The organism is Pseudomonas fakonensis, from assembly GCF_019139895.1.
GTDB classification, from domain to species: Bacteria; Pseudomonadota; Gammaproteobacteria; order Pseudomonadales; family Pseudomonadaceae; genus Aquipseudomonas; species Aquipseudomonas fakonensis.
In genome coordinates this window covers 2,796,908-2,820,083 of the sequence record NZ_CP077076.1, presented here as the reverse complement: position 1 = coordinate 2,820,083, position 23,176 = coordinate 2,796,908, and the positions used below count along the sequence as shown (strand labels likewise).

At 58.7% G+C, this 23,176-nt stretch carries 17 protein-coding genes; 8 read left to right on the top strand and 9 right to left on the bottom strand.

Annotated elements, in window-relative coordinates:
- Positions 1-51 precede the first annotated feature (51 nt).
- Both KSS94_RS12690 and KSS94_RS12685 read right to left on the bottom strand, forming a co-directional pair.
- Positions 52-1,482: a hypothetical protein gene (locus KSS94_RS12690; RefSeq protein ID WP_217843308.1), complete on the bottom strand. Its 1,431-nt coding sequence runs from the start codon at positions 1,480-1,482 to the stop codon at positions 52-54.
- Between the two features lie 187 nt (positions 1,483-1,669).
- Positions 1,670-2,692, bottom strand: a complete 1,023-nt coding sequence (locus KSS94_RS12685; protein WP_217843307.1) for a zinc-dependent alcohol dehydrogenase family protein — start codon at positions 2,690-2,692, stop codon at positions 1,670-1,672.
- Between the two features lie 208 nt (positions 2,693-2,900).
- Between KSS94_RS12685 and KSS94_RS12680 the strand changes: the two genes are divergently transcribed.
- The 4 genes from KSS94_RS12680 to KSS94_RS12665 all read left to right on the top strand — a co-directional run bounded on the left by KSS94_RS12680 (position 2,901) and on the right by KSS94_RS12665 (position 7,817).
- Positions 2,901-3,815: a LysR family transcriptional regulator gene (locus tag KSS94_RS12680; RefSeq protein ID WP_225917199.1), complete on the top strand. Its 915-nt coding sequence runs from the start codon at positions 2,901-2,903 to the stop codon at positions 3,813-3,815.
- A gap of 153 nt (positions 3,816-3,968) precedes the next feature.
- Positions 3,969-5,240, top strand: a complete 1,272-nt coding sequence (locus tag KSS94_RS12675; protein ID WP_217843306.1) for a tyrosine-type recombinase/integrase — start codon at positions 3,969-3,971, stop codon at positions 5,238-5,240.
- Positions 5,241-5,966: 726 nt separating this feature from the next.
- Positions 5,967-7,010 (top strand): AbrB family transcriptional regulator, encoded by a 1,044-nt coding sequence (locus KSS94_RS12670; RefSeq protein WP_217843305.1) that lies wholly within the window; start codon positions 5,967-5,969, stop codon positions 7,008-7,010.
- A 48-nt stretch (positions 7,011-7,058) separates the two neighbouring features.
- Positions 7,059-7,817: a TerC family protein gene (locus tag KSS94_RS12665; RefSeq protein WP_217843304.1), complete on the top strand. Its 759-nt coding sequence runs from the start codon at positions 7,059-7,061 to the stop codon at positions 7,815-7,817.
- 346 nt (positions 7,818-8,163) lie between these two features.
- Here KSS94_RS12665 and KSS94_RS12660 read toward each other — a convergent pair whose 3' ends face one another.
- From KSS94_RS12660 to gltP, 4 genes are all read right to left on the bottom strand, one after another.
- Positions 8,164-8,793, bottom strand: a complete 630-nt coding sequence (locus KSS94_RS12660; protein WP_217843303.1) for a LysE family translocator — start codon at positions 8,791-8,793, stop codon at positions 8,164-8,166.
- Between the two features lie 53 nt (positions 8,794-8,846).
- Positions 8,847-10,076, bottom strand: coding sequence for an MFS transporter (locus KSS94_RS12655; protein ID WP_225935881.1), 1,230 nt, complete (start codon positions 10,074-10,076; stop codon positions 8,847-8,849).
- A gap of 98 nt (positions 10,077-10,174) precedes the next feature.
- Complete coding sequence (locus KSS94_RS12650) at positions 10,175-11,275, bottom strand: 1-aminocyclopropane-1-carboxylate deaminase/D-cysteine desulfhydrase (RefSeq protein WP_217843302.1); 1,101 nt, start codon at positions 11,273-11,275, stop codon at positions 10,175-10,177.
- A gap of 33 nt (positions 11,276-11,308) precedes the next feature.
- On the bottom strand, positions 11,309-12,622 hold the full coding sequence (gltP, locus tag KSS94_RS12645; RefSeq protein ID WP_217843301.1) for a glutamate/aspartate:proton symporter GltP: 1,314 nt from the start codon (positions 12,620-12,622) through the stop codon (positions 11,309-11,311).
- 339 nt (positions 12,623-12,961) lie between these two features.
- Between gltP and KSS94_RS12640 the strand changes: the two genes are divergently transcribed.
- Positions 12,962-13,855, top strand: coding sequence for a LysR family transcriptional regulator (locus KSS94_RS12640; protein ID WP_217843300.1), 894 nt, complete (start codon positions 12,962-12,964; stop codon positions 13,853-13,855).
- A gap of 228 nt (positions 13,856-14,083) precedes the next feature.
- Here KSS94_RS12640 and KSS94_RS12635 read toward each other — a convergent pair whose 3' ends face one another.
- From KSS94_RS12635 to KSS94_RS12625, 3 genes are all read right to left on the bottom strand, one after another.
- The gene (locus tag KSS94_RS12635; RefSeq protein ID WP_225935880.1) at positions 14,084-15,031 is read right to left on the bottom strand and encodes a GntR family transcriptional regulator; all 948 of its coding nucleotides are present in this window, start codon (positions 15,029-15,031) and stop codon (positions 14,084-14,086) included.
- A gap of 46 nt (positions 15,032-15,077) precedes the next feature.
- Positions 15,078-16,385: an MFS transporter gene (locus KSS94_RS12630; RefSeq protein ID WP_217843299.1), complete on the bottom strand. Its 1,308-nt coding sequence runs from the start codon at positions 16,383-16,385 to the stop codon at positions 15,078-15,080.
- Between the two features lie 88 nt (positions 16,386-16,473).
- Entirely contained in the window at positions 16,474-17,793 is a 1,320-nt protein-coding gene (locus KSS94_RS12625; RefSeq protein ID WP_217843582.1) for a CitMHS family transporter, read from the bottom strand.
- Between the two features lie 294 nt (positions 17,794-18,087).
- On the opposite strand from KSS94_RS12625, the gene acnA reads away from it, so the two are divergent.
- The 3 genes from acnA to KSS94_RS12610 all read left to right on the top strand — a co-directional run bounded on the left by acnA (position 18,088) and on the right by KSS94_RS12610 (position 23,155).
- On the top strand, positions 18,088-20,715 hold the full coding sequence (gene acnA, locus KSS94_RS12620; RefSeq protein ID WP_217843298.1) for an aconitate hydratase AcnA: 2,628 nt from the start codon (positions 18,088-18,090) through the stop codon (positions 20,713-20,715).
- The gene (prpF, locus tag KSS94_RS12615; RefSeq protein WP_217843297.1) at positions 20,715-21,863 is read left to right on the top strand and encodes a 2-methylaconitate cis-trans isomerase PrpF; all 1,149 of its coding nucleotides are present in this window, start codon (positions 20,715-20,717) and stop codon (positions 21,861-21,863) included. Before acnA ends, prpF begins: the two co-directional genes overlap by 1 nt.
- Before the next feature lie 71 nt (positions 21,864-21,934).
- Positions 21,935-23,155 (top strand): lactonase family protein, encoded by a 1,221-nt coding sequence (locus KSS94_RS12610; protein WP_225935879.1) that lies wholly within the window; start codon positions 21,935-21,937, stop codon positions 23,153-23,155.
- Positions 23,156-23,176: the final 21 nt, after the last annotated feature.

Sequence of the window (23,176 nt, the reverse complement as noted above, 5' to 3'; positions counted from 1 at the left end):
ACTGGTTATACATACAGACCCAAGGGTTGGGCAAGCGCTACGGATCAACGGTCAACCACCCCATCGCCCCGCGTGCCCCGCCAGCCGAGCCCAGGCTGGTAAGGCCGAGCCGGCCTGCGGCAGCAAGCGCAGTGCCACATCGCGACGCCCCAGCAGTTGCACCAGTTGGCCCAACTGCGGGCGCAAGGCGCCGGCATACAAGGCGCGCATTTGCGCGAGGTCCAGCCCGCTGATGTCCATCAACCAGCGAACTACCGGGCCCGGGCACGGCCGGCCCTGTAACGCCCGGTGCAGGTAGGGTAAGGCGATGCGCATGCGTGGGTGATAACGCTGGACGAACTGCTCCAGGCGCCGCCCCTGCTCGGCAAAGGGTGCAAAGGCCTGGCAGACCAACTGGTCCTGGCTGGCGCCGTAACTGTCGAGCAGGCGCTCCTGCGCCTGCTGCTGCAGCTCCTGCCCCTGGGGCCAGGGCAGCGGCCGTTCGACGATGCGCTGGAACGCCGCCTGGCTGCCATCGCGGTAATTGCGCTGCTCGATGTACTGGGCATACAGCCCCCGGGCATGGGCCAGCGGCAGCGGGTCGAACAGCCCGGCGGGGCCGTGCACCTCGCAGGGCAAGCCCTCCTCGCGCCCCAGCATACGCTCCAGCAGCCCCCCTTCGTCCAGGTTGTGCAGTACAGCTTCCAGCGCTACCACCTGCAATTCGTTGCCCGCCGCACGCTGCGTCATCGGCGTGGGTTTGTGCAGCGCCAGCGCCAGCACCTGGTGCAGTTGCATCAGGCCTTCGGCCAGCACCCCGACGCCGTGGGGCAGCGCGGTGGGCGCGTTTTGTGTCACAGCCCGCAGGCAGCGCCGCCCCCAGGCCATCAGGCGCAGGCGCTGCCTGGGTGGGGTCACGGTCAGCAGTGCGTCCACACCGGCGCCGGCGGTCAGCGCCTGGTCCAGCACCGAGGCCAGCTCCAGGTAGGCCCTGGCCCCCAGCAACACTTCGGGCCGCCCGCCGCCCAGGTGGCCGAACAACAGCCAGGCGTTGCGCGCCGCATCACGCTGCTCGCTGCGGGCTACCGGCCGCGCGCTGTAGGGGCCGACCTGGCCTGCGTCGGCGCGCAACAGCTCCACGCGCGGGTCGTCATGCAGGAACAGCGCACCGAAACACTGGTCGTGGGCCGCCAGCGTGGCGCTGTCCAGGCCCGGTGAACGGGCCACCAGCACCCGCAGGTGAAAGCTGTCGTGGTGGCGTACCGCCAGGCTCAACTGGGCGGCGCGCAGGTAGGCCAACAGCAGGGCACTGCGCCGGTCGGCGCCATGCAGCACCAGAGTGCGGAAGTTGCCGATATGTTCCGGCCCGCCGGCAATCACCAGCAGGCGCTGCATCAGCAACTGCACGGAGGCGCGCTGCGCCTGGTTCATGTGGGCCAGCAGGCGCTCCAGCACCTGCTGATGGACGTAGTGCATGGCCTGGTTGTGGGGGGTGTGGTTCATCTGATCTTCACCTTCCTGGATTGGTCCGATCGAAGACCCGAGTTTGCCAGATGAAGATCAAGCTCAACTTGCAGGAAATTTCCGATAATCGTGAAGGATCATGGAATTTTTTTGGAACTGTACAGCGCGAAAATTCCGAAAAAAAGCCCGGGACAATGCCCGGGCTTTCGCTACCAGCCTGCGCTACTCAGGGTTGCGCCATATCCAGCACCACCCGCCCGCCGCAAGGGCACTCGTCCATGTAGCGATGGGCTTCGACCACCTGGCCGAACGGGTACACCTTGATGATCTGCGGCGTCAGCAGCTGGTCAGCGGTGAACTGGTTGATATCGCGCAACGCGCGCTGCAGGGCGACCTGGTCCTGGGCGATGCCCAGCTCCGGCTTGCCGGTGAAGTTGCCGATGCAGTGCACATGGAACTGGATGTTCTTGCGAAAAGCAGCACAAGCCGGGAACGGCGTCTGGTTGCCGCCCTGCAGTCCATACAGCACCAGGCTGCCGCGCGGCGCCAGTACATCACCCAGCAGCGACATCTGCGGGCCGCCCATGCCGTCCAGCACCATGTCGACGCCACGGCCATCGGTGTACTTGCCCACCTGCATCAGCAGGTCCTGTTCTTCGGTGACGATCACCTTTTCGGCACCCAGGCCCAGCAGGTACTCGCGCTGCTCCGGCTCCTTGGTGGCAGCGAACACCCGCAGCCCCAGGGCCTTGCCCAGTTGCACGAAGGCCGGCCCCGCGCAGTGGCTGGCGTCGGTGATCAGTGCGGTCTGCCCGGCCTTGGCCCGGGCCAGGTCGACATAGGCAAAATAGGCGATCAGCAGCGGCGTGTAGTGCACGCTGGCCTCGATCGGGGTGAGCACGTCGGGGTAACGGGTGATGGCACTGCGCGGCAGCACGATCACATCGCCGTACACCGGGTGGTCGTTGGCGCTGGTGGCCGGGAAGCTCGCTACCCGATCGCCCACCGCAATATCGTCAACGCCTTCGCCAACCGCCGTGACCACACCGGCCATCTCGTGGCCGATGCCCGCCGGCAGGCGTGCTTGAGAGGGTGCCAGGTTCTGCCGCCAGAGCACGTCATACCAGCTCACGCCAATGGCTTGAACGCGAATCTGCAACTCGCCGGCGGCCGGGGACGGCTCGGCCTGCTCTTCGCAGCGCAACACGTCGGCCTGGCCGAACTTGTGGAAACGGATCATGCGGGACATCGCATACCTCGCCTTTGTGAACCTCGTATTACCATGGACTTTATCCGGGCTTGGCGCCGAGGGCCATCAGTGGCCGTTAATAGTCGACATGCCTGTCATTGATTGGGCCCCTGACAATTATGTGCATTGGCACCCGGAAATCGGTGCAGGGTAACAGCCTTTGCCCGTAAGATTCACCCCTGCACCACTTCCAGGCGAGCCGCACCGAATGAATCGTAACGACTTGCGTCGCGTAGACCTCAACCTGCTGATCGTGTTCGAGACACTGATGCACGAGCGCAGCGTGACCCGTGCCGCCGAAAAACTGTTCCTCGGCCAGCCGGCGATCAGCGCCGCGCTGTCGCGCCTGCGCAACCTGTTCGACGACCCGCTGTTCGTGCGCACCGGGCGCAGCATGGAGCCCTCGGCGCGGGCCCACGAGATCTTCGCCCTGCTGTCGCCGGCACTGGATTCGATCTCCACCGCGGTCAGCCGCGCCGCCGAATTCGACCCAGCCACCAGCACCTCGGTGTTCCGTATCGGCCTGTCGGACGACGCCGAGTTCGCCCTGCTGCCGCAACTGCTCAAACGCATCCGCGCCGAGGCCCCCGGCATCGTGCTGGTGGTGCGCCGGGTCAACTACCTGCTGATGCCCGCCCTGCTCGCCTCGGGCGAAATCTCGGTGGGTGTGAGCTACACCAGCGACCTGCCGGCCAACGCCAAGCGCAAGGTGCTGCGCCGCAGCAAACCCAAGCTGCTGCGCGCCGACAGCGTGCCCGGCAGCATCACCCTGGACGATTTCTGCGAGCGGCCCCATGCGCTGGTGTCGTTTGCCGGCGACCTGTCGGGGTTTATCGACGAAGCGCTGGATGAAATCGGCCGCAAGCGCCATGTGGTGCTGGCGGTGCCGCAGTTCAACGGGCTGGGGAGTCTGCTCGCCGGGACCGATATCGTCGCCACCGTGCCGGACTATACGGCCGATGCGCTGACCGCAGCGGGTGGGTTGCGGGCGGAGGATCTGCCGATGGAGGTGCGCAGTTTCGAACTGCACATGGCTTGGCGCGGGGCGCAGGATAATGACCCGGCGGAACGGTGGTTGCGGTCGCGGATACAGATGTTCTTTGGGGATCCCGATAGTCTGTGACCGAATTCCACTGAGCACCATAAATCCTTTAAATACATGTAGTTATAAAACATTTACGTCCATTGCCGTCCGTCCGAATCCACTCAATTCCAGCTTGACTGGGGGTATCTTTGGGGAACATCAAGCCCAGATTAAAAAAGATACCCCCACACCATGTCCGCCGAAAAACCGCCCGCTTTCCGTCAAAAGCTCAGTGATGCCTTCATACGTTCGCTGACCACATCGGGCAAGTACGCCGACGGCGACGTACCGGGTCTGTATCTACAGGTGCGCGCCTCACTCAAACCTGGCAAATCAGCCTCACGGCATTGGCGACTGAAATACCGTCTACGCGGCAAGGAAAACGTGTTTGTGATTGGCAGGTATCCGGATGTGGGCTTGAAAGAGGCCCGTGAGCTCGCCCGGGCAGCGCGCAATAGCGTGTCCAATCACATCGATCCACTCAAAGCCAAGAAGGCCAAGATCGAGGCGCAATGGCTCAATGAGGACCGCACATTTGCTTACGTGGCTGAAGAGTGGATGAATTTCAAATCGCCGGATTTGGTCAGCAAGTCCATTGCAGGGTTTCGCGGTGCGCTGCGCAATCACATCTTGCCGGCCATCGGCGAAAAACCTGTCACCGAAATCAGACTTGAACACATCACCTCGATCATCAGTACGCTACGCCGTGCCCGCACGATGGCCATGGCCAAGCGCGTGCGCACCATCATTCGCGCCGTGCTCGGCTTCGCTGAAGGCCGCGGCTGGATCGAACGCAACGTGGCGCTGAGCAACACCGAGGAGCTCAAAATCCGCCACGTGGTCACCAGCAATCCCGCAATCGAACGACCGGCCGACTTGGGTCGGTTCCTGTTGCGCCTGGATGAACTCGACGCGAGCAGCGTGACCACCGCAATGCGCTTGCTGGTGATGCTGCCGGTGCGCCCGGGCGAACTGGTGAAAATGCGCTGGGAGGATGTTGATCTGATCAGCGCCGACTGGCGTTACGTGGTCAGTAAAACTCGGCACCTGGACAAGAACAAACACATCGTACCGCTGCCAGAGCAGGCACTCGTGCTGCTACGTGAACTGTACAAACGCCGGGTGGTGGATGAGGCTGGCAACGGCTGGGTGTTCGTCTCGCCGGTTTATCCTGGCCGCCCCATCGACGCTACCTCTCTGGCCAAGTCCTACCAGCGAATCTGGCCGGATTATCCCATTACTGCCCATGGCTTTCGCGCCACCTACCGCACCATCGCCCACGAGCATTTAGGGATCGATCCGATTGTATTGGAGTTGTCGTTATCGCACCGCATGCCGGGCGCACTGGGCGCCGTGTATGCCCGCGCACAATTGCTGCCGCAGCGTCGGGAGGCTGCACAGCAATGGACGGATTATTTGGATCGGTTACGCAAGAATGCTGCTCTGGCTGCGCACGCTGGATAAGTTAAGGTGCGCATGCGAAGGGTTGAATCACCGTCGAGTGCGATGAATGCGAAGCGGGAAACGAGACTCACATCCGCCTTCCGAGCCGTTGAAAATTAAGGCTTTTCAGCAATCCCTGAAACAGGGATAGCCTTGATTCTGGCCTCATTCTCCCCGGTTTTCAAGCGAGGGTGTTTGAAAGAGGGGGCCTCCCCTATCGAATGTCAGTCGATGCGGACCCTAGACAAAAAATAGCCGCGAACAGGAAGGGCTTTTGGCCTTAGACATCAAAGACATCTCCTGCCGCGACCGAAGGGGAAATTCAGGCTCAAGCGTGGATCCGAGAGCCTAGGAGAAATGGAAGGAGCTGAACCATCCCCCTGTTACCAGCACAGAAGCTGCAGACGACCACTTTGCTGCCTCTATCCCAGCCCTAACGAAGCCGATACAGAGTGCCCCTTGAAACCTCTCATGGCCAACTGGTACGCACTCAGAGCAAGACGGCGGAAGCTCACCCGTGAGGCTAGAGCTACAGCGGTACCGTTGAATGGTGCGATTATTGACTTCACTCAAAACTAAATGCAATCTCTGGCAACAAAAAAACAGCCGGGATCATGGCGAACCTGCTGATTATCAACACTCCAGACATCAACGACGACCTCAGAAAAGTCGCAGGCCGCGAGAATACTGGATTGATGATTCGCCGAGTCGCGCAAAGCCCGAGCCCTGAAAAGCCAGAGACAAATCATGCAGCTACGCCTCGTGCCTCCCCTTTTCCTCGTCACGCCCGCAGTAGGCGCACTCGGCGCTCTCTGCGCAGAGAGCATCGGTTGGCCACTCCCCTGGATGGTTGGATCCATGGTCATGGTCATCATCATTCGCTGCTCCGGCTGGAACTTGAGAGACGTACCTAACGGTAGAAGAGTTGGCCAATGGCTGATCGCCTCAGTGATCGGCATGCACTTCTCAGCGGCTGTCTTGAGTGAGGTATCAAATCACTTCCTCATGATGCTTGTTGCCGCTTTGCTCACACTGCTGACAGCACTCATCGGAATCGCGCTGATCAACCGAAGCGGGGTTGATCTACCGACTAGTTTTTTCTCCCTGATGCCAGCCAACTCAGCGGAGATGATCATCCTGGGTGAGCGATATCAGGCGGATCGCGCTCGCGTAGCTGCCGCTCACAGTCTTCGACTCGTTCTGATCGTTCTGGTTATCCCGGCAGCCGTCACCTGGGGGCTTGGTACCGGAGCGCGCAGCATGCCGGCCCCTGCAGACTGGTCATGGCTGGCCATCATGTTGCCGACCGGCTTTGCCGTAGCCTGGCTATGGACGCGGATAGGCATGCCCAACGGATGGGCCTTCGGCCCCATGCTGGTATGCGCCGTTTTCACCATCGTTTTTGACCTCCACCTGAGCCTTCCTACGTGGCTTAGTAAATTCGGGCAATTACTGCTCGGCTGTTCCTTGGGCTCCTATTTCGATCGCGCATTCTTTCGCAGTGCCCCAAGCTTTCTGGCCAAGGTCCTGCTGATAACCATCGCTGCAATAGGCGTCGCCTTTGGGGCTGGGTGGATCATGAGCCTTGCGGTTGATGTCGGTCCGATGTCCCTCACCTTGGGCCTAATGCCTGGCAGTAGTACGGAAATGAGCCTAACCGCTGAGGCGTTAGGACTCGGCGTCGCTCTGGTTACTGCAATGCAGATCATCCGCATGGTCGTCGTGATGCTGGTAGCAGAGCTCATCTACAAACGATGGGAACGGCGTGTACAAGCACGTAGGTACAACTGAACACCGCCTTGGCGGTCCCCCAATAGACCCACACATGAGAAAAGCAACATGGAATGGCTGATGAGCCCCGAGATCTGGATCGCCTTCTTCACCCTGACTGCCCTGGAGATCGTTCTCGGCATCGACAACATCATCATGATTGCAATCCTCGTGGGCCGCATGCCACCTCATATGCAGGCCCGAACACGCTTCTTCGGACTGGCGCTGGCCATGGTCACCCGGATCATGCTGCTGCTTTCCATCACCTGGATCATGCGGCTCACCAGCGACTTGTTTGAAGTCTTCGGGCACGGCGTATCTGGTCGGGACCTCATCGTCTTCTTCGGCGGCTTGTTCCTGCTCTGGAAAAGCAGCACCGAGATGTATCACAGCCTCGAAGGGGAGGAAGAATCGGAAAGCAATCCTAAAAGCTTGGCCGGCGGTTTCATCGGGACGATCATCCAGATTGCGATTATCGACATCGTTTTCTCTCTGGACTCGGTAATTACCGCGGTTGGGATGGTTTCCAACGTACCGGTGATGGTGGCGGCGATTGTTGTCGCGGTGTTGGTCATGATGGCTTGTGCTGGGGCCATCAGCGGTTTCATAGACCGTCATCCCAGCTTGAAGATGCTCGCCCTCTCCTTCCTGGTCGTGGTTGGTACCGTCCTGATTGCAGAGGCTTTCGATGTCCACGTGCCGAAGGGTTACGTCTACTTTGCGATGGCATTCTCGCTGGCTGTAGAAGCACTCAACATTCGCATGCGAACAGCTCTCGGCCGCAAGCACGACCCCGTGAGGCTGCGTAAAGACGTGATCGACAACTGATCACCCCAGTAAATCTCAGCACCTTCCCGATTCATCACCAAGGCCCAGGCCCAAGCGATCGGGGAGGTATTCGCCGCTGGTTAACAAAAAGACGCCATAAGCACGAGATCGATCGGGATTGCGCTTCGCGTCACCTTGGGTTTCCTATGCATCGCAGCCCTCAGTTTTTCAGCCACTCATTTCCTCCCTTAGAGCTCATAGCCGGGAGCGAACTGCTCTGAGATGTGCAGTCAGAAGGAGGAATGGCCTTACCGGTAATCAGGCGGTAAACCGGCAGGGCGTTCGGAGGTGTAGAAGTCATTCCCAATTCCATGGGATGCCGATATTGACCTTGAGCAAACGAAAGCTATCGAGCAGGCGAGGCAGCGATTCTCAGCGCGAATGCGATGAAGATACCTCCAGTAACCCTGTCCAGGACCTTCACCGTTGACGACTGACTCAGCAGGTTTTTGAGCGGTATCGTGGCGGCGATCAGCAAGCCGAACCAGACGACTGTCAGAAGCACGTGAATGGACGCTAGGAAGAACGAATAAGCCGACAGCGCAACGCCGACAGGAATGAACTGCGGCAGGAAGGTCACGTAAAAAATACCGACTTTGGGGTTCAGGAGGTTGGTCAGGAGGCCTCGGGAAAAAGCGCTCCAGCCTGAGACTGTGGCACCACCCTCATCCTTGCTCTGGAAGGACTGCCGAGGTTTGAATACCAGTTTACTCCCTACCCACAACAGGTATGCGGCACCGGCAGACTTCAGCACAGTGTAGGCCACCTCGGAACGCTGCAGCAGCGCACCCAGTCCGAGTGAGACGGCAGCCCCCCAGGCCAGGCAACCGAGAGCGATGCCTAAGGCTGCCAGGAGTGCGGTGCGACGCCCATCGACCGCTGCTGCCCGGAGCACCATGGCCGTATCGACGCCCGGCGTTACAGCAAGCACCGAGGCAGCAGCAATGAAGGCGAGGAGCAGTGGTAGATCGATCATATCGGAATTCGCTTTGGAGGTGACGACAAGCCATGCCAACACCTTGGCCAGCTTCAGTGACGAACGATAGACGCCTTAGCGTGACGCCGACCGGCAATATGAACACCAAGCCCAGCGAGTGCAAGCAGCGCACCCAAGCCACATACAGCACTCCAGCCAGCATGAGTCCAGGCGAAGCTCGCCCCTGCCGAACCCAGTGCGCCGCCCAGAAACATCCCGCTCATCAAGATGGCGTTCAGCCGATTGCGCGCTTCTGGACGCAGAGACTGAATGACGTGCTGGTTGGAGACCTGCGCACCTTGAGCCCCAAAATCCAGGAAGATGACTGCGACGACCAGGCCCATGACCATGCCCCAGGCTTCGAAGACAACCCACGAGAGCAACATCGTCACGCAGGCAATGCCGATCACGAAATGAGGGCCCCGACGATCTGCTGTCCTGCCCGCGATTGGTGCGAACAGAACACCCACGGCGCCGATGATACCGAACAGCCCCGCCACGTCCGCTCCGAGCTGGTAGTTGGCCGCCAGGTGAAATGCGAGACTTGTCCACAGCACGCTGAAGGAGCCAAACAGACAGGCCTGGATCATGGTGGCATGACGCAGTTGAGGCTCTTCTCGCCAAAGCGAGGCGAGCGATTTGAGCAGTTCCCCGTAGCTGTGATTGGTCTTGGGTTTGGTCTTGGGCAGCGCAACCGCCAGTACGACGCCGATCAGAAGCGCCAGGCCCAACCCCAGCCAGAACATTGCCCTCCACCCATAGTGCACCGCGACCGCGCCCGCCAGTGCACGACCGAACAGAATGCCACACAAGAGGCCGCTCATGACGATGCCGATTGTGGCGCCCCGGCGACTCGGTGCAGCGAGGTCCGCCGCAAACGGCAGGATCTGCTGCGCAACGCTTGCGGACACGCCCACAAAAGCGGAGGCGGCCACCAGCATCCAGGCACTCGGTGCGACTGCTACGCCGGCTAAGGCTAAGGCGAGTGCGCCGCATTGCATGACGATCAGACGTCGCCGCTCAATACGATCGCCCAAGGGAACCAATAGCAACAGGCCGAGTGCATAGCCCAACTGGGTCGCTGTCGGAACCAGGCCAGTCAGTGACTCGCTGCCAGGAAACGTAGCGCTGATCAGTTCCAGCATAGGCTGGTTGTAGTAGATATTGGCAACCGACATACCGCATGCGATCGCCATGATCAACGTGAGGCTCAGGCTTATGGAAGCACTGCTGGCGTCGTCGCGGTGCGCCGCCGAGGCATTCCCAACAGATACCTTGTTCACTGTATTCTCCAGTGTTGCTTGTTCACGCGAGTGCAGCTCTTCCCTCGACCGAGATCGAAGTAGCTGCACTGCATCAGGCTCGAAAGCCCGGGAAGGCTTCAACGGCTTACCGATGGCGTCTCGTGAATGAAGTCACCCACGACCCCAGAAACCTCAAAAAGGTTGGCGGTGTCACCTGTATGCAGGAAGGCGACATTGCTACCCGGCTCCACCTTGCCTGTACGGATGTGGTCGAGCAGGCCAGCAAACCCTTTACCGGTGTACACAGGGCCGAGGAAGACGCCCTCGGCCTGGGCCAAGCATCGGATAGCGTGGACACTTTCCTGGGACGGCACAGCGTAGTTTTCGCCAATGAAGCGGTTGTCGACTTCGATCTCGCTAAGGACGGTCTCAAGGGACGGCGGCTCGATACCGAAGGTCTCGAAGATGTGGCGAACACGCTCGGCGATGATCGACTCATTGATCCAGAAATCTGGCTGGTAGTTAGAGATCGAAATCGAGCGGAATTTCACGGGATGCCCGGTCAACAGCTTGGCTGCCAGCATACCTGGCAGAGCGGTACCGGTACCGGTGGTGTGGTAGATATAGTCCAGCTCTACGCCTGCAGCACGCGCCTGCTCGATCATTTCGATGAAGGTCAAGACGTGGCCTGCGAACCCGGTGGGATAAGCACCACCAGTAGGAACGATCAGCACTTTGCGACCCTGAGCTTCGAGCTCCGCCTTGCGGGCGGTCATCGCATCCCAAACACGCTGCTTGTCATCAGGGCGGTTGATGTAAGCACTGCCAGGCGCTGCCAGATAGTGGGTCTCGACCCCCATCAGCTTGTCCAGCAGCAGGTTGCCGCGATACTCGGACAACTCACCGTGCTGCGGCTCATCGCGGGTCAGGAAGAGGATCGGCGTGATGCCGGCCACCACAGCTGCGGTTGCGAACTGCATGCCCGAGTTGGTGAGGTAAGCCCCCTGGGTGATGATGGTGTCCACGCCGTCCTTAAGCGCCTGGCCCAGGATGAGTTCGGCCACCCGCATCTTGCTGCCGCTGAGCGCACCTGGCCCAGCCATGTCTTCGCGCTTCAGGAACAGGTTGATGCCTTCAAGGCGCGACAGGTTGTGCAGCTTGTGGAACGGCGTTGGGTAGAAACCGACGTTCTTGCGCGGCAGGGTGTCGAACAGGTTTTTTACGTCATTCAGATTCATGAGAAGGACTCGCTAAGTACTGGGTGTCGAACGTCAGTTAGACGGGTTGCTGCTGCTGAGCGATTTCAGGTACGCCCGCCCCTTTTCTTCGTCGTACTCGCCTTCCCATTTGGAAATGACCAGTGCTGCCAATGCGTTACCGACGACGTTCAATGCGGTTCGGCCCATGTCCAGGAATCGATCGATGCCTGCAATGAAGGCTAGCCCTTCAAGCGGCAAGCCGGCGCTGGAGAGTGTGGCCAGCAGGATCACGAACATGAAGCCCGGTACACCTGCGGCACCCTTGGAAGTGATGACCATGGTCAACACCAGGACAATCTGCTCCTGCAGGCCCAACTCAATTCCGTAGAGCTGCGCCACGAAGAGCGTCCCGATGCCCAAGTAGACGGAGGCGCCGTCCAGGTTGAAAACGTAACCGGTCGGAACGACGAAGGTGGTGATGGCCTTGGGAGAGCCATAGTCCTCCATTTTCTTCATCAACTGCGGCAGCACGGTGGCGGAGCTGCAGGTGGTGAAGGCGATCAGCAACTCGTTTTTGATAATGCGCAGCAAGGTGAAGATGTTGAAGCCGAACATGCGGGCCGTAACCCCGAGCACAACCAGCGTGAACACGATGATGGCAAGGTAGGTCACAGTGACCAGCTTCAAGAGCGGAAGCAGTGAGCTGAAGCCGAAATTCGCGACCGTTACAGCGATGAGTGCCGCAACCCCGATCGGCGCATAGCGCATGACCATCCCGGTCACTTTGAACATCGCATCAGAAACACCGCGCAACGTGGCAATGACTGGCTCGCGAATATCCTTCGGAACACTCTGCAGGCCTAGGCCAAACAGAACGGAGAAGAACAATACCGGCAGCAATTCACCGCGGGACATCGAGGCTAAAATGTTTTCTGGAATGATTCCCAGGATCAGGCTCATGAAACCATGACTTTGTGCTGCGCCTGCCGCTGCCTGCTGGAACTTCGAGACATCTGCGTGGCCGAGCTGCGAGATATCAGTACCCGCGCCTGGTTGCATGATGTTGCCGAAGACCAAACCCAAGACAATCGCAATGGTCGTGATGACTTCAAAATAGACAATGGTCTTTAGGCCGATTCGCCCCAGCGACTTACCATCGCCAACACCGGCAATACCCACAACCATGCTGGTGAATACGATGGGCACCACCACCATTTTGATCATGCGAATGAACAGATCACCCGCAGGCTGGAGATAATCAGTGATTATCGAGCTCCGGGTTTCGGGATAATGGCTGAGTATCACACCAATGATTATGCCTACAACCAAACCCAAAGCAATTTGCCATGCCAGACCCAAGCGGAAAGAACCGCGCAGTGCAGGCATACGTGTCCTACTCGCCGAAATGCTCATATTTCACCTAATTATTTTTGTGGTGATAGCTCATTGCAACTGCTGCAAATGTCACTCCATTTGCGCACCCCATATCCTGAGGGGTGAGCGAGTCTAGGCGCGTATTAATTACCTGGCATAGTGCTATTTGGTGACCATGGCGTTGCGCTTAAAGCAACAGGAGATCTCATTGGTAGAGCAGGAGATGTCCCTCCTTGACTCAGCAAACTATAGCCATTCCGGCTCGATCACCTCCCGATGGCGAGCTGGTTTTTGGCGATCAAGCTGATACGCTGTTGCATAAATGTGAACACATCTTTAAAGAGATTTCCCATGAGACACCTTCACCTATATCGATGTATCGCCGACGTGGCTAGGCGGGGATCAGTACGAAAAGCTGCCGAACACTTACACCTCACACCGTCAGCACTGACGCGGAAGATCCAGGATTTCGAGGAGGAATTAGGCACCGCCATTTTTGAGCGCTTGCCGCAGGGGATGAGATTGACGGATGCAGGTGAACTACTGCTTCGTCACATACAAAATCAAGGCGCAGACTTCGAATTGTTGCTGACGAAAATCTCAGATTTGGAAGGAGTACGACGTGGCCACGTGTCATTGGCATCAGCGCAAGCCTTCGTGGACAGTGTCTTGCCCGAGGAAATCGCCACTTTCAGGCTGGATCATCCGAAGGTGTCGTTTTCGGTAGAGGGCCGCGACAACCTGCTTGGCATCAGTGCACTGGTAAATTATGAGGCTGACCTAGCACTGCTGATCGATCCCCCACCTGCGGCAGAGCTATATGAGCTCATCGTCAAAAAACAACCGCTTTGCGCCGTGGTGAGCAAGGATCATCCCCTGGCCGCATCGGAAGCCATTCGGTTGCGCGAATGTTGCGACTACAGGGTTGCGATGCCCAGTCAGTCCTTAGCGATACGCTCACATCTCAATGAGGCACTGGTAAAGCGCCAACTGGGTTTCGACGTGGCGGTGGAGTCCGACTCCCTGGAGTTCTTGCGGAACTTCGTCATTAGAGAATCAGCTATCACCTTCCTGCCATTGAGCAGCATTCCAAGGACCGACGACCGGATTCGCGCCCTCCCCATCAGCCCGCTCGACCTAGAGCCACTCAGAGTTGTATTGGCTCAACTGAAGGGCAGGACATTGTCTACTGCAGCCAGAAAATTCGCTGAGCAGTTGATGAGCCATTTGGCAGATTTGAATTGATCTCGATTCAGCAGGTTCTGGCAGATGCTGAAAACGCTCCCCCTCGCCTGGCGACGCCCTAGACGTGAGCATTGATTTCTTCGTCACCTTTAATGACCTAGACACCGTACCAGGAACTAGACATCAGCAGGTGCGGAGCGGATAGTCGCACGCTGGCACACGAGATCCAGCGCCGGGCAATTTAAAGGGGAAGGAAACTGCACAAAACAAGCGGTTCAGACTGTCGTCTCAGGCTGACTCAAAGGCTGCCTCAACAGGCAGCTCAACTGCCTCAAACAACTCAGCTGCAACTTTATGCCGGCGAGCTTGTTCCAGGTGCTTACGCATATGGTCAGCAGCTGCAAGCCGATCACCTTTTTCAAGGCACGCAAGGATGGCGAGATGCTCAACCGCCTGCTCTCGCCGAGGGGCGCGCTTGCTAGCCTGACGATACTCCACCAAGCGGCGAAGCTGGTCGAGACGACGAACCGTCTGGACGTGAAATCTGTTGCCGGAAAAACTGGCAAGCGTCTCGTGAAACTGAGCATTCGATTCGAACAGTTCCTGAGGGGTCATGGTCAGGTATCCGCCATCGGCAATGAATTGCTGCTGTTTCTTGCAGCGAGCCATGGCTTCTGTATCGATCATGAACGTTGGGGCAAGCAGCCCCGCCGGCTCTATGATCGCTCGAAAGGAATAGCTTTCTTCATAGGCTTCGACCGAGTCGATCATCGGCAGGAACTGCCAGCCTTGGCCGGCACGCTGCTCGATCCAACCCTCCTGCTGAATGCGGCTCAAAACACCACGCAGCATATAGCGTGAAATGTTGAATAAACGCATCAGGTCGGTTTCAGCAAATTGCTCAGGAATCTGCCCGTTCAGTCGCATCACCGCGATCTGCTGATAGATCGGATCGTCGATGGATACCGACAAATCCTGGGCAATTTCAGCCAGATCGTCATAGGGCTTGGCCAGGAAGAAACCGCGATTGCGGTCCTGACTCAGCATTCCTCGCTCAGCGAGGTAATTCAGGGCAATCTTGATAGGAGTCCGTGACGTCTTCAAAGCCTTGGCCAGTCCGAGCTCCGAGACGTGATGCCCTGCAGCCAACTGTTCTTGGCGAACATAGGCAACGATATCGCGAGCTACACGGGCTTGAAGAGGCGTCAGATTCATATCTTTTCCGATTTTGGGCATTGGATTGTGGGGCTCTTCCAGTCAAACGAGCCCCACAGCACCTACATTATGCCTTTTGCGGGCTCATTTCCAAATGGGGTTCGGTCTCAACTGCTGGCGAGACCATTGGCTTACGAGTCATAGTGAGTGCAATAACCGCACCAGCCACCAACAAGATACCTGCAATCATGAAGGCCCAGTTGTACGAGTTGGTTGCCTGGATAACGTAGCCCGTGACAATCGGAGCGGCCATGCCAAACAGGTTTCCGCCCACCACCACGAAAGCCATAGCCCTACCCACATCACCGGCGCTTGGCAACAGGTCATTGAGCAGAGAGAAATTCAAAGAGGTGGTGGAAGCAATACCTGCCAACGTCAGGGAGGAAATCAATACCAAGGTTGCAGTGCTGTCGGCGAACGGAACCAAGAGTATGCAACTGGCGACAACCATAGAGAATGCGATCACGTTACGGCGCTTGCCAGAGCTGACACCGCCGCCACGCGTCAGGTACCAGTCGCTGAGCTTGCCAAGGGCGATACAGAGGACAACTGCTGCAGCATAGGGAATCGCGGTTACCAAACCACTTTTTTCCAGGGTCAGGTGGCGTTCCTGCTGGAGATAGCTGGGCAACCAGGTCAGGAAGAGATACTGGGTGTACACGTTGCAGCCTTGGGTCAGAGCAAGCCCCCAGAGGGTTGGGGTCTTCAACAGTCGCTTAAGACCATACGCAGCCACAGCAGCACCACCAGTTTTGCTGCCGCCAGAGCGCGAATCCAAGATGGTTTTGCGCTCTTGATTGCTAAGCCACTTCGCGTCTTCGGGCTTGCCGTAGAACAGGTACCAAGCCAACAGCCAAACGAAGCCAATACCGCCGGCTATCACGAAGGACCAGCGCCACCCGACACTGGATACCAGCATTGCAAGAACGATCGAGCAGATCGCCGGACCAGCGTACGAGCCGCTATTGAAAACGGCAGTGATAGTTCCGCGCTCCTGACTCGGGATCCACTCCCGGATTACCTTGGCGCCAACCGGGTTGCTGACCGATTCACCTGCACCCATGACAAGACGCGCAGCCAGGAGCGAAGCGAAGTTCATCGCCGCACCGGTTAGCGCCGTAGCAGCCGACCAGACGAGAATGCCAAAACCACCGATGCGCTTGGCACCATAGCGATCGATCAGCAGACCAACAGGAATCAGGAAAAGCGCGTAACTCCAAATGAATGAGGAAAACAGGTACCCCATGCCGACAGCACTGAGATGAAATTCCTCGGCGATTGGTTTGGCAGCGATGGACAGGGCAATACGGTCCATGTAGTTGATCATCGCCAGAGTGAACAGAAATACTGCAATCCAGGCTCTACGGTACGGCATGGTTACACCTTTATTTTTCTAGGCGCGGTTGCGCCGGCTACAAGCACCGGCAGCCGACCGTCGACAGAGTCGACGGCCAGCCACCGACTCACGAAGCTGAGTGATATAGCGGGAATGCTCCGAACATCACGCCACCTACCAACATGGCCATGCTCACCAGAAGCGCCCACTTCAACGCAAAACGCTGGTGATCACCCAGATCGACTTTGGCCAACGCCACCAGCAGGTATAGCGAAGGCACCAATGGGCTGAGCAAGTGGACAGGCTGACCAACCACCGATGCCCTGGCGATTTCCAGAGGTGTGATGCCGTAGGTGGTAGCGGTCTGAGCGATCACAGGCAGAATGCCGAAGTAGAAGGCATCGTTTGACATGAAGAAGGTAAACGGAATGCTGACCAGCGCGGTGAACACAGCCAGGTAAGGACCGAATGCCTCAGGGATGACAGCAAGAAGTCCTTTTGCCATCGCATCAACCATCCCGGTGCCCGACAAAATCCCGGTGAATATGCCGGCTGCGAAGATGACAGAGGTCACCGCGAGAACATTGCCCGCGTGAGCTGAAATACGCTCCTTCTGCTGTTCCAGATGCGGATAGTTGATCATCACCGCGATAGCGAAACAGACCATGAACAGCACCTGGATCGGCACGATACCTGCCATCAGTACGCCAATCATCGTTGCGGTAAGCAGCAGGTTCGGCCAGAACATATGCGGACGACGATTACGGTCGCACTCCTCGTGCGATCCATTACCCAGCGCGATAGAACCGTTGTGGAAATCATCCACGGAAATCACCCCCAGGCGCGCACGCTCACGCCGCCCGAGCAGAGTCGCAATGAAGAGCAGGCAGGCGCAGCCCAGCAGCATCGACGGCACCATCGGCAGGAAGATGTCCATAGCATCGACATGCAGTGCGGCTGCGGCACGGGCGGTTGGGCCGCCCCACGGGGAAATGTTCATGATGCCGTTGGCGATGTTGACCACACAGGTCAGCCCCAGAACGCTCATTCCCAGGCGCTGGTACAGCGGCAGGAAGGCGGCAATCACAATCATATAGGTGGTGGAACTGTCGCCATCCAACGATACGAGCATGGTCAGGATTGTGGTCCCGAACAAGACCTTCAGCGGGTCGCCCTTCACGATTCTCAGAATGCAACGCACCAGCGAATCGAACAGTCCCGCGTCGATCATGATGCCGAAGTAGAGAATCGAGAAGGTCAGCATTACGCCAGTCGGCGCCAGAGTTTTGATGCCGTCGAGCATCATTGCGCCCAGGCCGGCATAGAAGCCACCAATCAGGGCAAACACGATCGGTACCACGATCAGGGCAACCAGGGCAGTAAGCCGCTTGGTCATGATCAGGTACATGAAACAGGTGACCATCGAAAAACCGAGCACGGTCAGCAGCATGGTTCTCTCCTTATTGTTTTAGTGCCGCGAAGCCAAGCTTTAGCGGTACGAAGGGGAAGGAGCGAACTGGTGCCGGGCGGATTTACGGTGGGTCTGATTGCATTTCATCTTGAATTTCCTCGTTTTTGTCTTTGTGCGGGAAAGGCTGGCAGGCAGATAAATGGCCGTTCTTCAGGCTTCAAGGTGACCATTCGGCGCTCGACCGATGTTTTTCTGCTGGGGATAAATTGACTCAAGTTTAGACAAAGTGCAATATCACCTCACAAAAAACACGCCTGTGAGGTCCCCGGCATGAGCAAGCACATTGGCCAAACCCTGGCCGTAAACGGTCGCGAGTACCGCGTCTGCAACGTATCGGAAGCTGTAAAATCGATAGGCGGCGACTTCGCCCGCCTGCCAATGAGCCTCCGGATCCTCGCTGAGAACGTCCTGCGTACCGAGGCAGAGCCGAACGAAGCGCTGAAAGTAATTTGCACTCGCTCTAAAAGCAGCGACATACCATTCCGCCCTGCTCGCGTAGTTCTTCAGGATCTGCTCGGCACCCCCGCCCTGGTCGACCTGGCCGGCCTGCGTGACGCTGTTGCGAAAGCAGGCGGTGATCCACGCCAGGTAAACCCGGTCACCCCGACCCACCTCGTGGTGGATCACTCGCTGAACGTAGAGCGTTGGGGTGACGCCAGCGCCCTTGCCGATAACGAAGCCATCGAGCGTGAACGCAATGCCGAGCGCTTTGCGTTCCTCGACTGGTGCAACAAGGCATTCAACAACCTGTCGATCGTGCCTTCCGGTAACGGCATCCTTCACCAGATCAACCTGGAGCGCCTGACCACCGTCATCGGTACTCGCGAAGCCGAAGGCGAGCTGTGGGCCTTCCCTGATACGCTAGTCGGCACTGACAGCCACACCACCATGATTAACGGCATCGGTGTGCTGGGCTGGGGTGTTGGTGGTATCGAAGCTGAAGCTGCAATGCTGGGCAAAGCCCTGATGATGCGGGTTCCAGAGATCGTCGGCGTCCGACTCGAAGGCGTGCCGCCATCCGGCTATATCGCTACCGATATCGCGCTCGCCCTGACCGAAAGTCTTCGCAAAGCCGGCGTGATCGGCAGCGTGCTGGAGTTCCATGGCCCTGGCGTCGCTGCCCTGTCCTTGGCAGACCGTGGCACCCTGTCCAACATGGCGCCTGAGTTTGGTGCTACTGCGGCAATGTTCGCGATCGACGACCGCACCCTGCACTACCTGCGACTCAGCGGCCGCGGTGGTGAGATTGCCGAGCTGACCGAGGCTTATGCCAAGCACCAAGGCCTGTGGCATGACAGCCTGGAATCCGTCGAGTACGACCGCGTCGTTACCCTCGACCTGAGCAGCGTTGGCCGTGCGATTGCCGGTCCAAAACAACCACACCAGCGCATCCTGCTGGGCAAAGGTGAAGCAGCGAAGGACATCCCTACCGGCCTGGACAATGGCTCGGTCGTCATCGCCGCTATCACCAGCTGCACCAACACTTCGAACCCTCGCGGCGTGATCGCTGCGGCCCTGGTCGCTCGTAATGCACTCAAGCGCGGGCTGCAGCGCGCCCCTTGGGTCAAGACCTCCTTCGCACCGGGTTCCAAGGTTGTCGCCGACTACCTGGACCGCGCCGGCCTGAATGTTGATCTCGACAACCTGGGCTTCAACGTCGTTGGCTACGGCTGCACCACCTGCAACGGCATGTCCGGCCCTCTGCTCAGCAACGAGATCGAAGACGAAATCCGCGCTCGCAAGCTGGAAACCGTTGCCGCCACATCCGGCAACCGTAACTTCGAAGGCCGCGTACACCCGCTGGCTCGCGAAGTCTTCATCATGTCCCCTCCCCTGATCGTGGCGTACGCAATCGCTGGTACCTACCGCATCGACCCGCAAGTGGATGCGCTCGGCACCGACGCAGAAGGCAAGCCGGTTTACCTGAGCGAGCTTTGGCCTTCGGATCAAGAGCTGGACGAGATCGAGAAGAAGGCGCTGTCGGCCGACCTGTTCGACAAGGCCTACAGTTCGGTACCTCGCGAAGCGGGCGTAATCGCATCTGACCTGCGCGCCGGCGTTACCGATCAGTACGCCTGGGACCAGAGCAGCACCTACATCCGCAAACCGCCATACTGGAGCGATGAGCTGACTGCCACTGACCCTCAACGCGACCTGAAAGACATGCGCGTTCTGGTGATGCTGTCGGACAACATCACTACCGACCACATCTCGCCGTCGGGCGCCATCCTGTCGGACAGCGACGCCGGTTCGTACCTGAAAGGCCATGGCATCGGTGTTGATGACTTCAACTCCTACGGCACTCGTCGCGGCAACCACGAAGCCGCACAACGCGCCACCTTCGCAAGCCCACGCCTGAAGAACGAGCTGATGACCGACGGCCGCGAAGGCCCTTGGACTCTGCTGCTGCCAGAGAATCGCGTGAGCACCGTCTTCGAAGCCGCACAAGCCTATGCCGAGCGTAAGCAGCCGCTGATCGTTGTGGCAGGCAAAGAGTACGGCAGCGGTTCGTCGCGTGACTGGGCGGCCAAAGGCCCTCGCCTGCTGGGCGTACGCGTCGTCGTTGCCGAGAGCTTCGAGCGCATCCACCGCACCAACCTGGCTGGCCTGGGGATTCTCCCTCTGCAGTTCCCTGAAGGCGTCACCCGTAAAACGCTCGGCCTGACCGGCCACGAGAAGTTCTCCGTGGAAGGCATCAACGACACCTTCGCTCCTGGCGACAAGCTGCAACTCGTCGTTGAGCGCGCAGACGGCACCACCGAAAACGTAACCGTTACCAGCCGCCTGGACACGCACGAAGACGTGCGCTACTTCCGCCGCGGCGGCCTGCTGCCACAGCTGCTAGTAGAGAGCATGGACAAGGCTGCAAAAGTGAAAGAACTGGAAGGAGCAGTGTAATGACCCAAGTTCGAATCCCAGCCGTCTTCATGCGCGGCGGTACCAGCAAAGGCGTCTTTTTCCTTGAGCAGGATGTTCCTGCGGCCGGTCCGGAGCGCGATGCACTGATGCTCCGTGTGATCGGTAGCCCGGATCCTTACGGCAAGCAGATCGACGGCATGGGCGCTGCAACCTCCAGCTCCAGCAAGGTTGTCATCATCGGTAAGTCGGATCGCGATGATTGCGATGTCGACTACCTGTTCGGTGCTCCTGCGATCGAAAACCCGGTTGTGGACTGGTCCGGAAACTGCGGCAACCTGAGCGCAGCTGTCGGTCCTTTCGCCATTCGCCAAGGGCTGGTCGACGCTCCTCGTGATGGCATCGCCACCATCCGCATTTGGCAGGCCAACATCCAGAAACGCATCATCGCCCACATCCCGATGAAGGATGGAGAGGTCGTTGAAGAAGGTAATTTCGTGCTGGATGGCGTCGCCTTCCCTGCCGCTGAAATCGTCGTAGAGTTCCTTCAGCCTGGCGGTTCGGGCGGCAGCATTCTGCCAACCGGCAATGTCGTGGATGAACTGGATATCCCTGGCTTCCCAGGCTTGCCGGCAACGCTGCTCAACGCAGGCAACCCGACCATCTTCGTCGACGCCCAGCGCGTTGGCCTGACCGGGACCGAGACTCAAGACCAGGTCAATGGCAACGCCGAACTGCTGCAGTCGCTGGAAACCATCCGCGCACACTGCACCGTGGCCATGGGTCTGGCGGCTACCGCTGAGGAAGCAACACGCCTTCGCCCTCACACGCCGAAGCTCTGCCTGGTAGCTCCGCCGCAAACCTACGGCGCTGCCGGTGGCAAGACAGTCGAAGCCGGCGAGATCGATGTGATCGCCCGCATCCTTTCCATGGGCAAATTGCACCACGCAATCACCGGCACTGGCGCTGTAGCCGTTGCCGTGGCAGCCGCTCTGGAAGGCACGCTGGTCAACCGGATCGTCGGCGATATCGGTGAACGCCAAGTCAACATGGGCCACACCGCGGGCACCGTTGCCGTAGGCGCGCAGACCACCCAAGTCGATGGCAACTGGATTGTGGACAAGGCCGTGATGAGCCGAAGCGCCCGTCGCCTGATGGAAGGTTGGGTGCTCGTACCTTCGAAGTACTGATTGTTCAGCTACCGCCGACCTTCGAAGGTCGGCGGTACTCATCACAACAAAAACAACGATGAGATTTTGCTATGTGCCCTTCACCGTTCTTACCCGCCATTACTCGACGCACGCTGCTCTCTTCTACTTCCATCGTCGCTGCGGCAACCATTCTGGGCCTCGGCGCGGGAGCGGCAGATGCCAAATCAGGACCTGAGAAGAACTCTATGCAGCCTGCCAACTCGAACAAAACCCAAATTGTCTATGTGGGCTCCAGAACCACACGCGAGCGAAACGCCCGCGGTGCAGGCATCACGGTTTATCGACATGACCCACAGACAGGTCGCTCTGAACTGATTCAAACCGTCGGCGATCTGACCAACCCATCCTTCCTGTGCCTCGACCAAACTCAGAACCTGCTGTTCTGCGTGCATGGCGACCAATCCACTGTCAGCTCATTCCAGATCGAGCCAGGCAGCGGAAAGCTCACCAAGGTGAGCTCGGTTAGTTGCGAAGGAAACAACCCCGTTCACCTTACCGTGGACAAGAGCAACAAATTCCTCGCAGTGGCCAACTATGCCACCGGCAGCATTGTCGTTCTGCCGTTCGACAAAACCGGCCACCTGCAACCTGTCATCAGCAAATACGACCTTCCGGGCAACCCAGGCCCGCACAAGATCGAGCAGACCAGCTCCCACCCGCACATGATCCCACGCGATCCATCGGGGCGTTTCCTGGTAGTGCCGGACAAAGGGCTGGATAAGGTTTTCGTGTTCGATTTGAAGCAAGACGGGACCGCACTGAAGCCCGAACTGGCTCATGAAATCAAGGCCCGCGAAGGGGCCGGCCCTCGGCATGTGGTGTTCTCTTCGACCGGCTCCTTCGCATACGTTGTGAACGAACTGGACAGCACGATCACAAGCTATCGCTACAACCAGAACGACGGCTCACTGGTTCCATTCCAAATGGTTCCAGCCCTGCCCCAGGACTTTGTAGGGGACAGTCGCGCCGCAGCATTGGTCATGGCACCGAATGGAGAACATTTGTTCTCCTCCAACCGCGGGCATGACAGCGTCAGCATTTACTCGGTGGATCAGCCTACCGGCAAGATCAACCTGATCGGCAATGTCCCGAGCCAAGGCAAGAAGCCTCGCTTCATGGCGGCCTCTCCAAGTGGACGCTTCCTGTTCGTTGCCAACGAAGACAGCGACAACATCAAGACCTTCTCCATTAGCCCAAATGGCGAATTGGCATTGCTGGAACATCAAATCGAGACCGGCAGCCCGGTCTGCATGATTTTCCGCACCGTCTGAACCTCTTTTTTTCCTGATCCT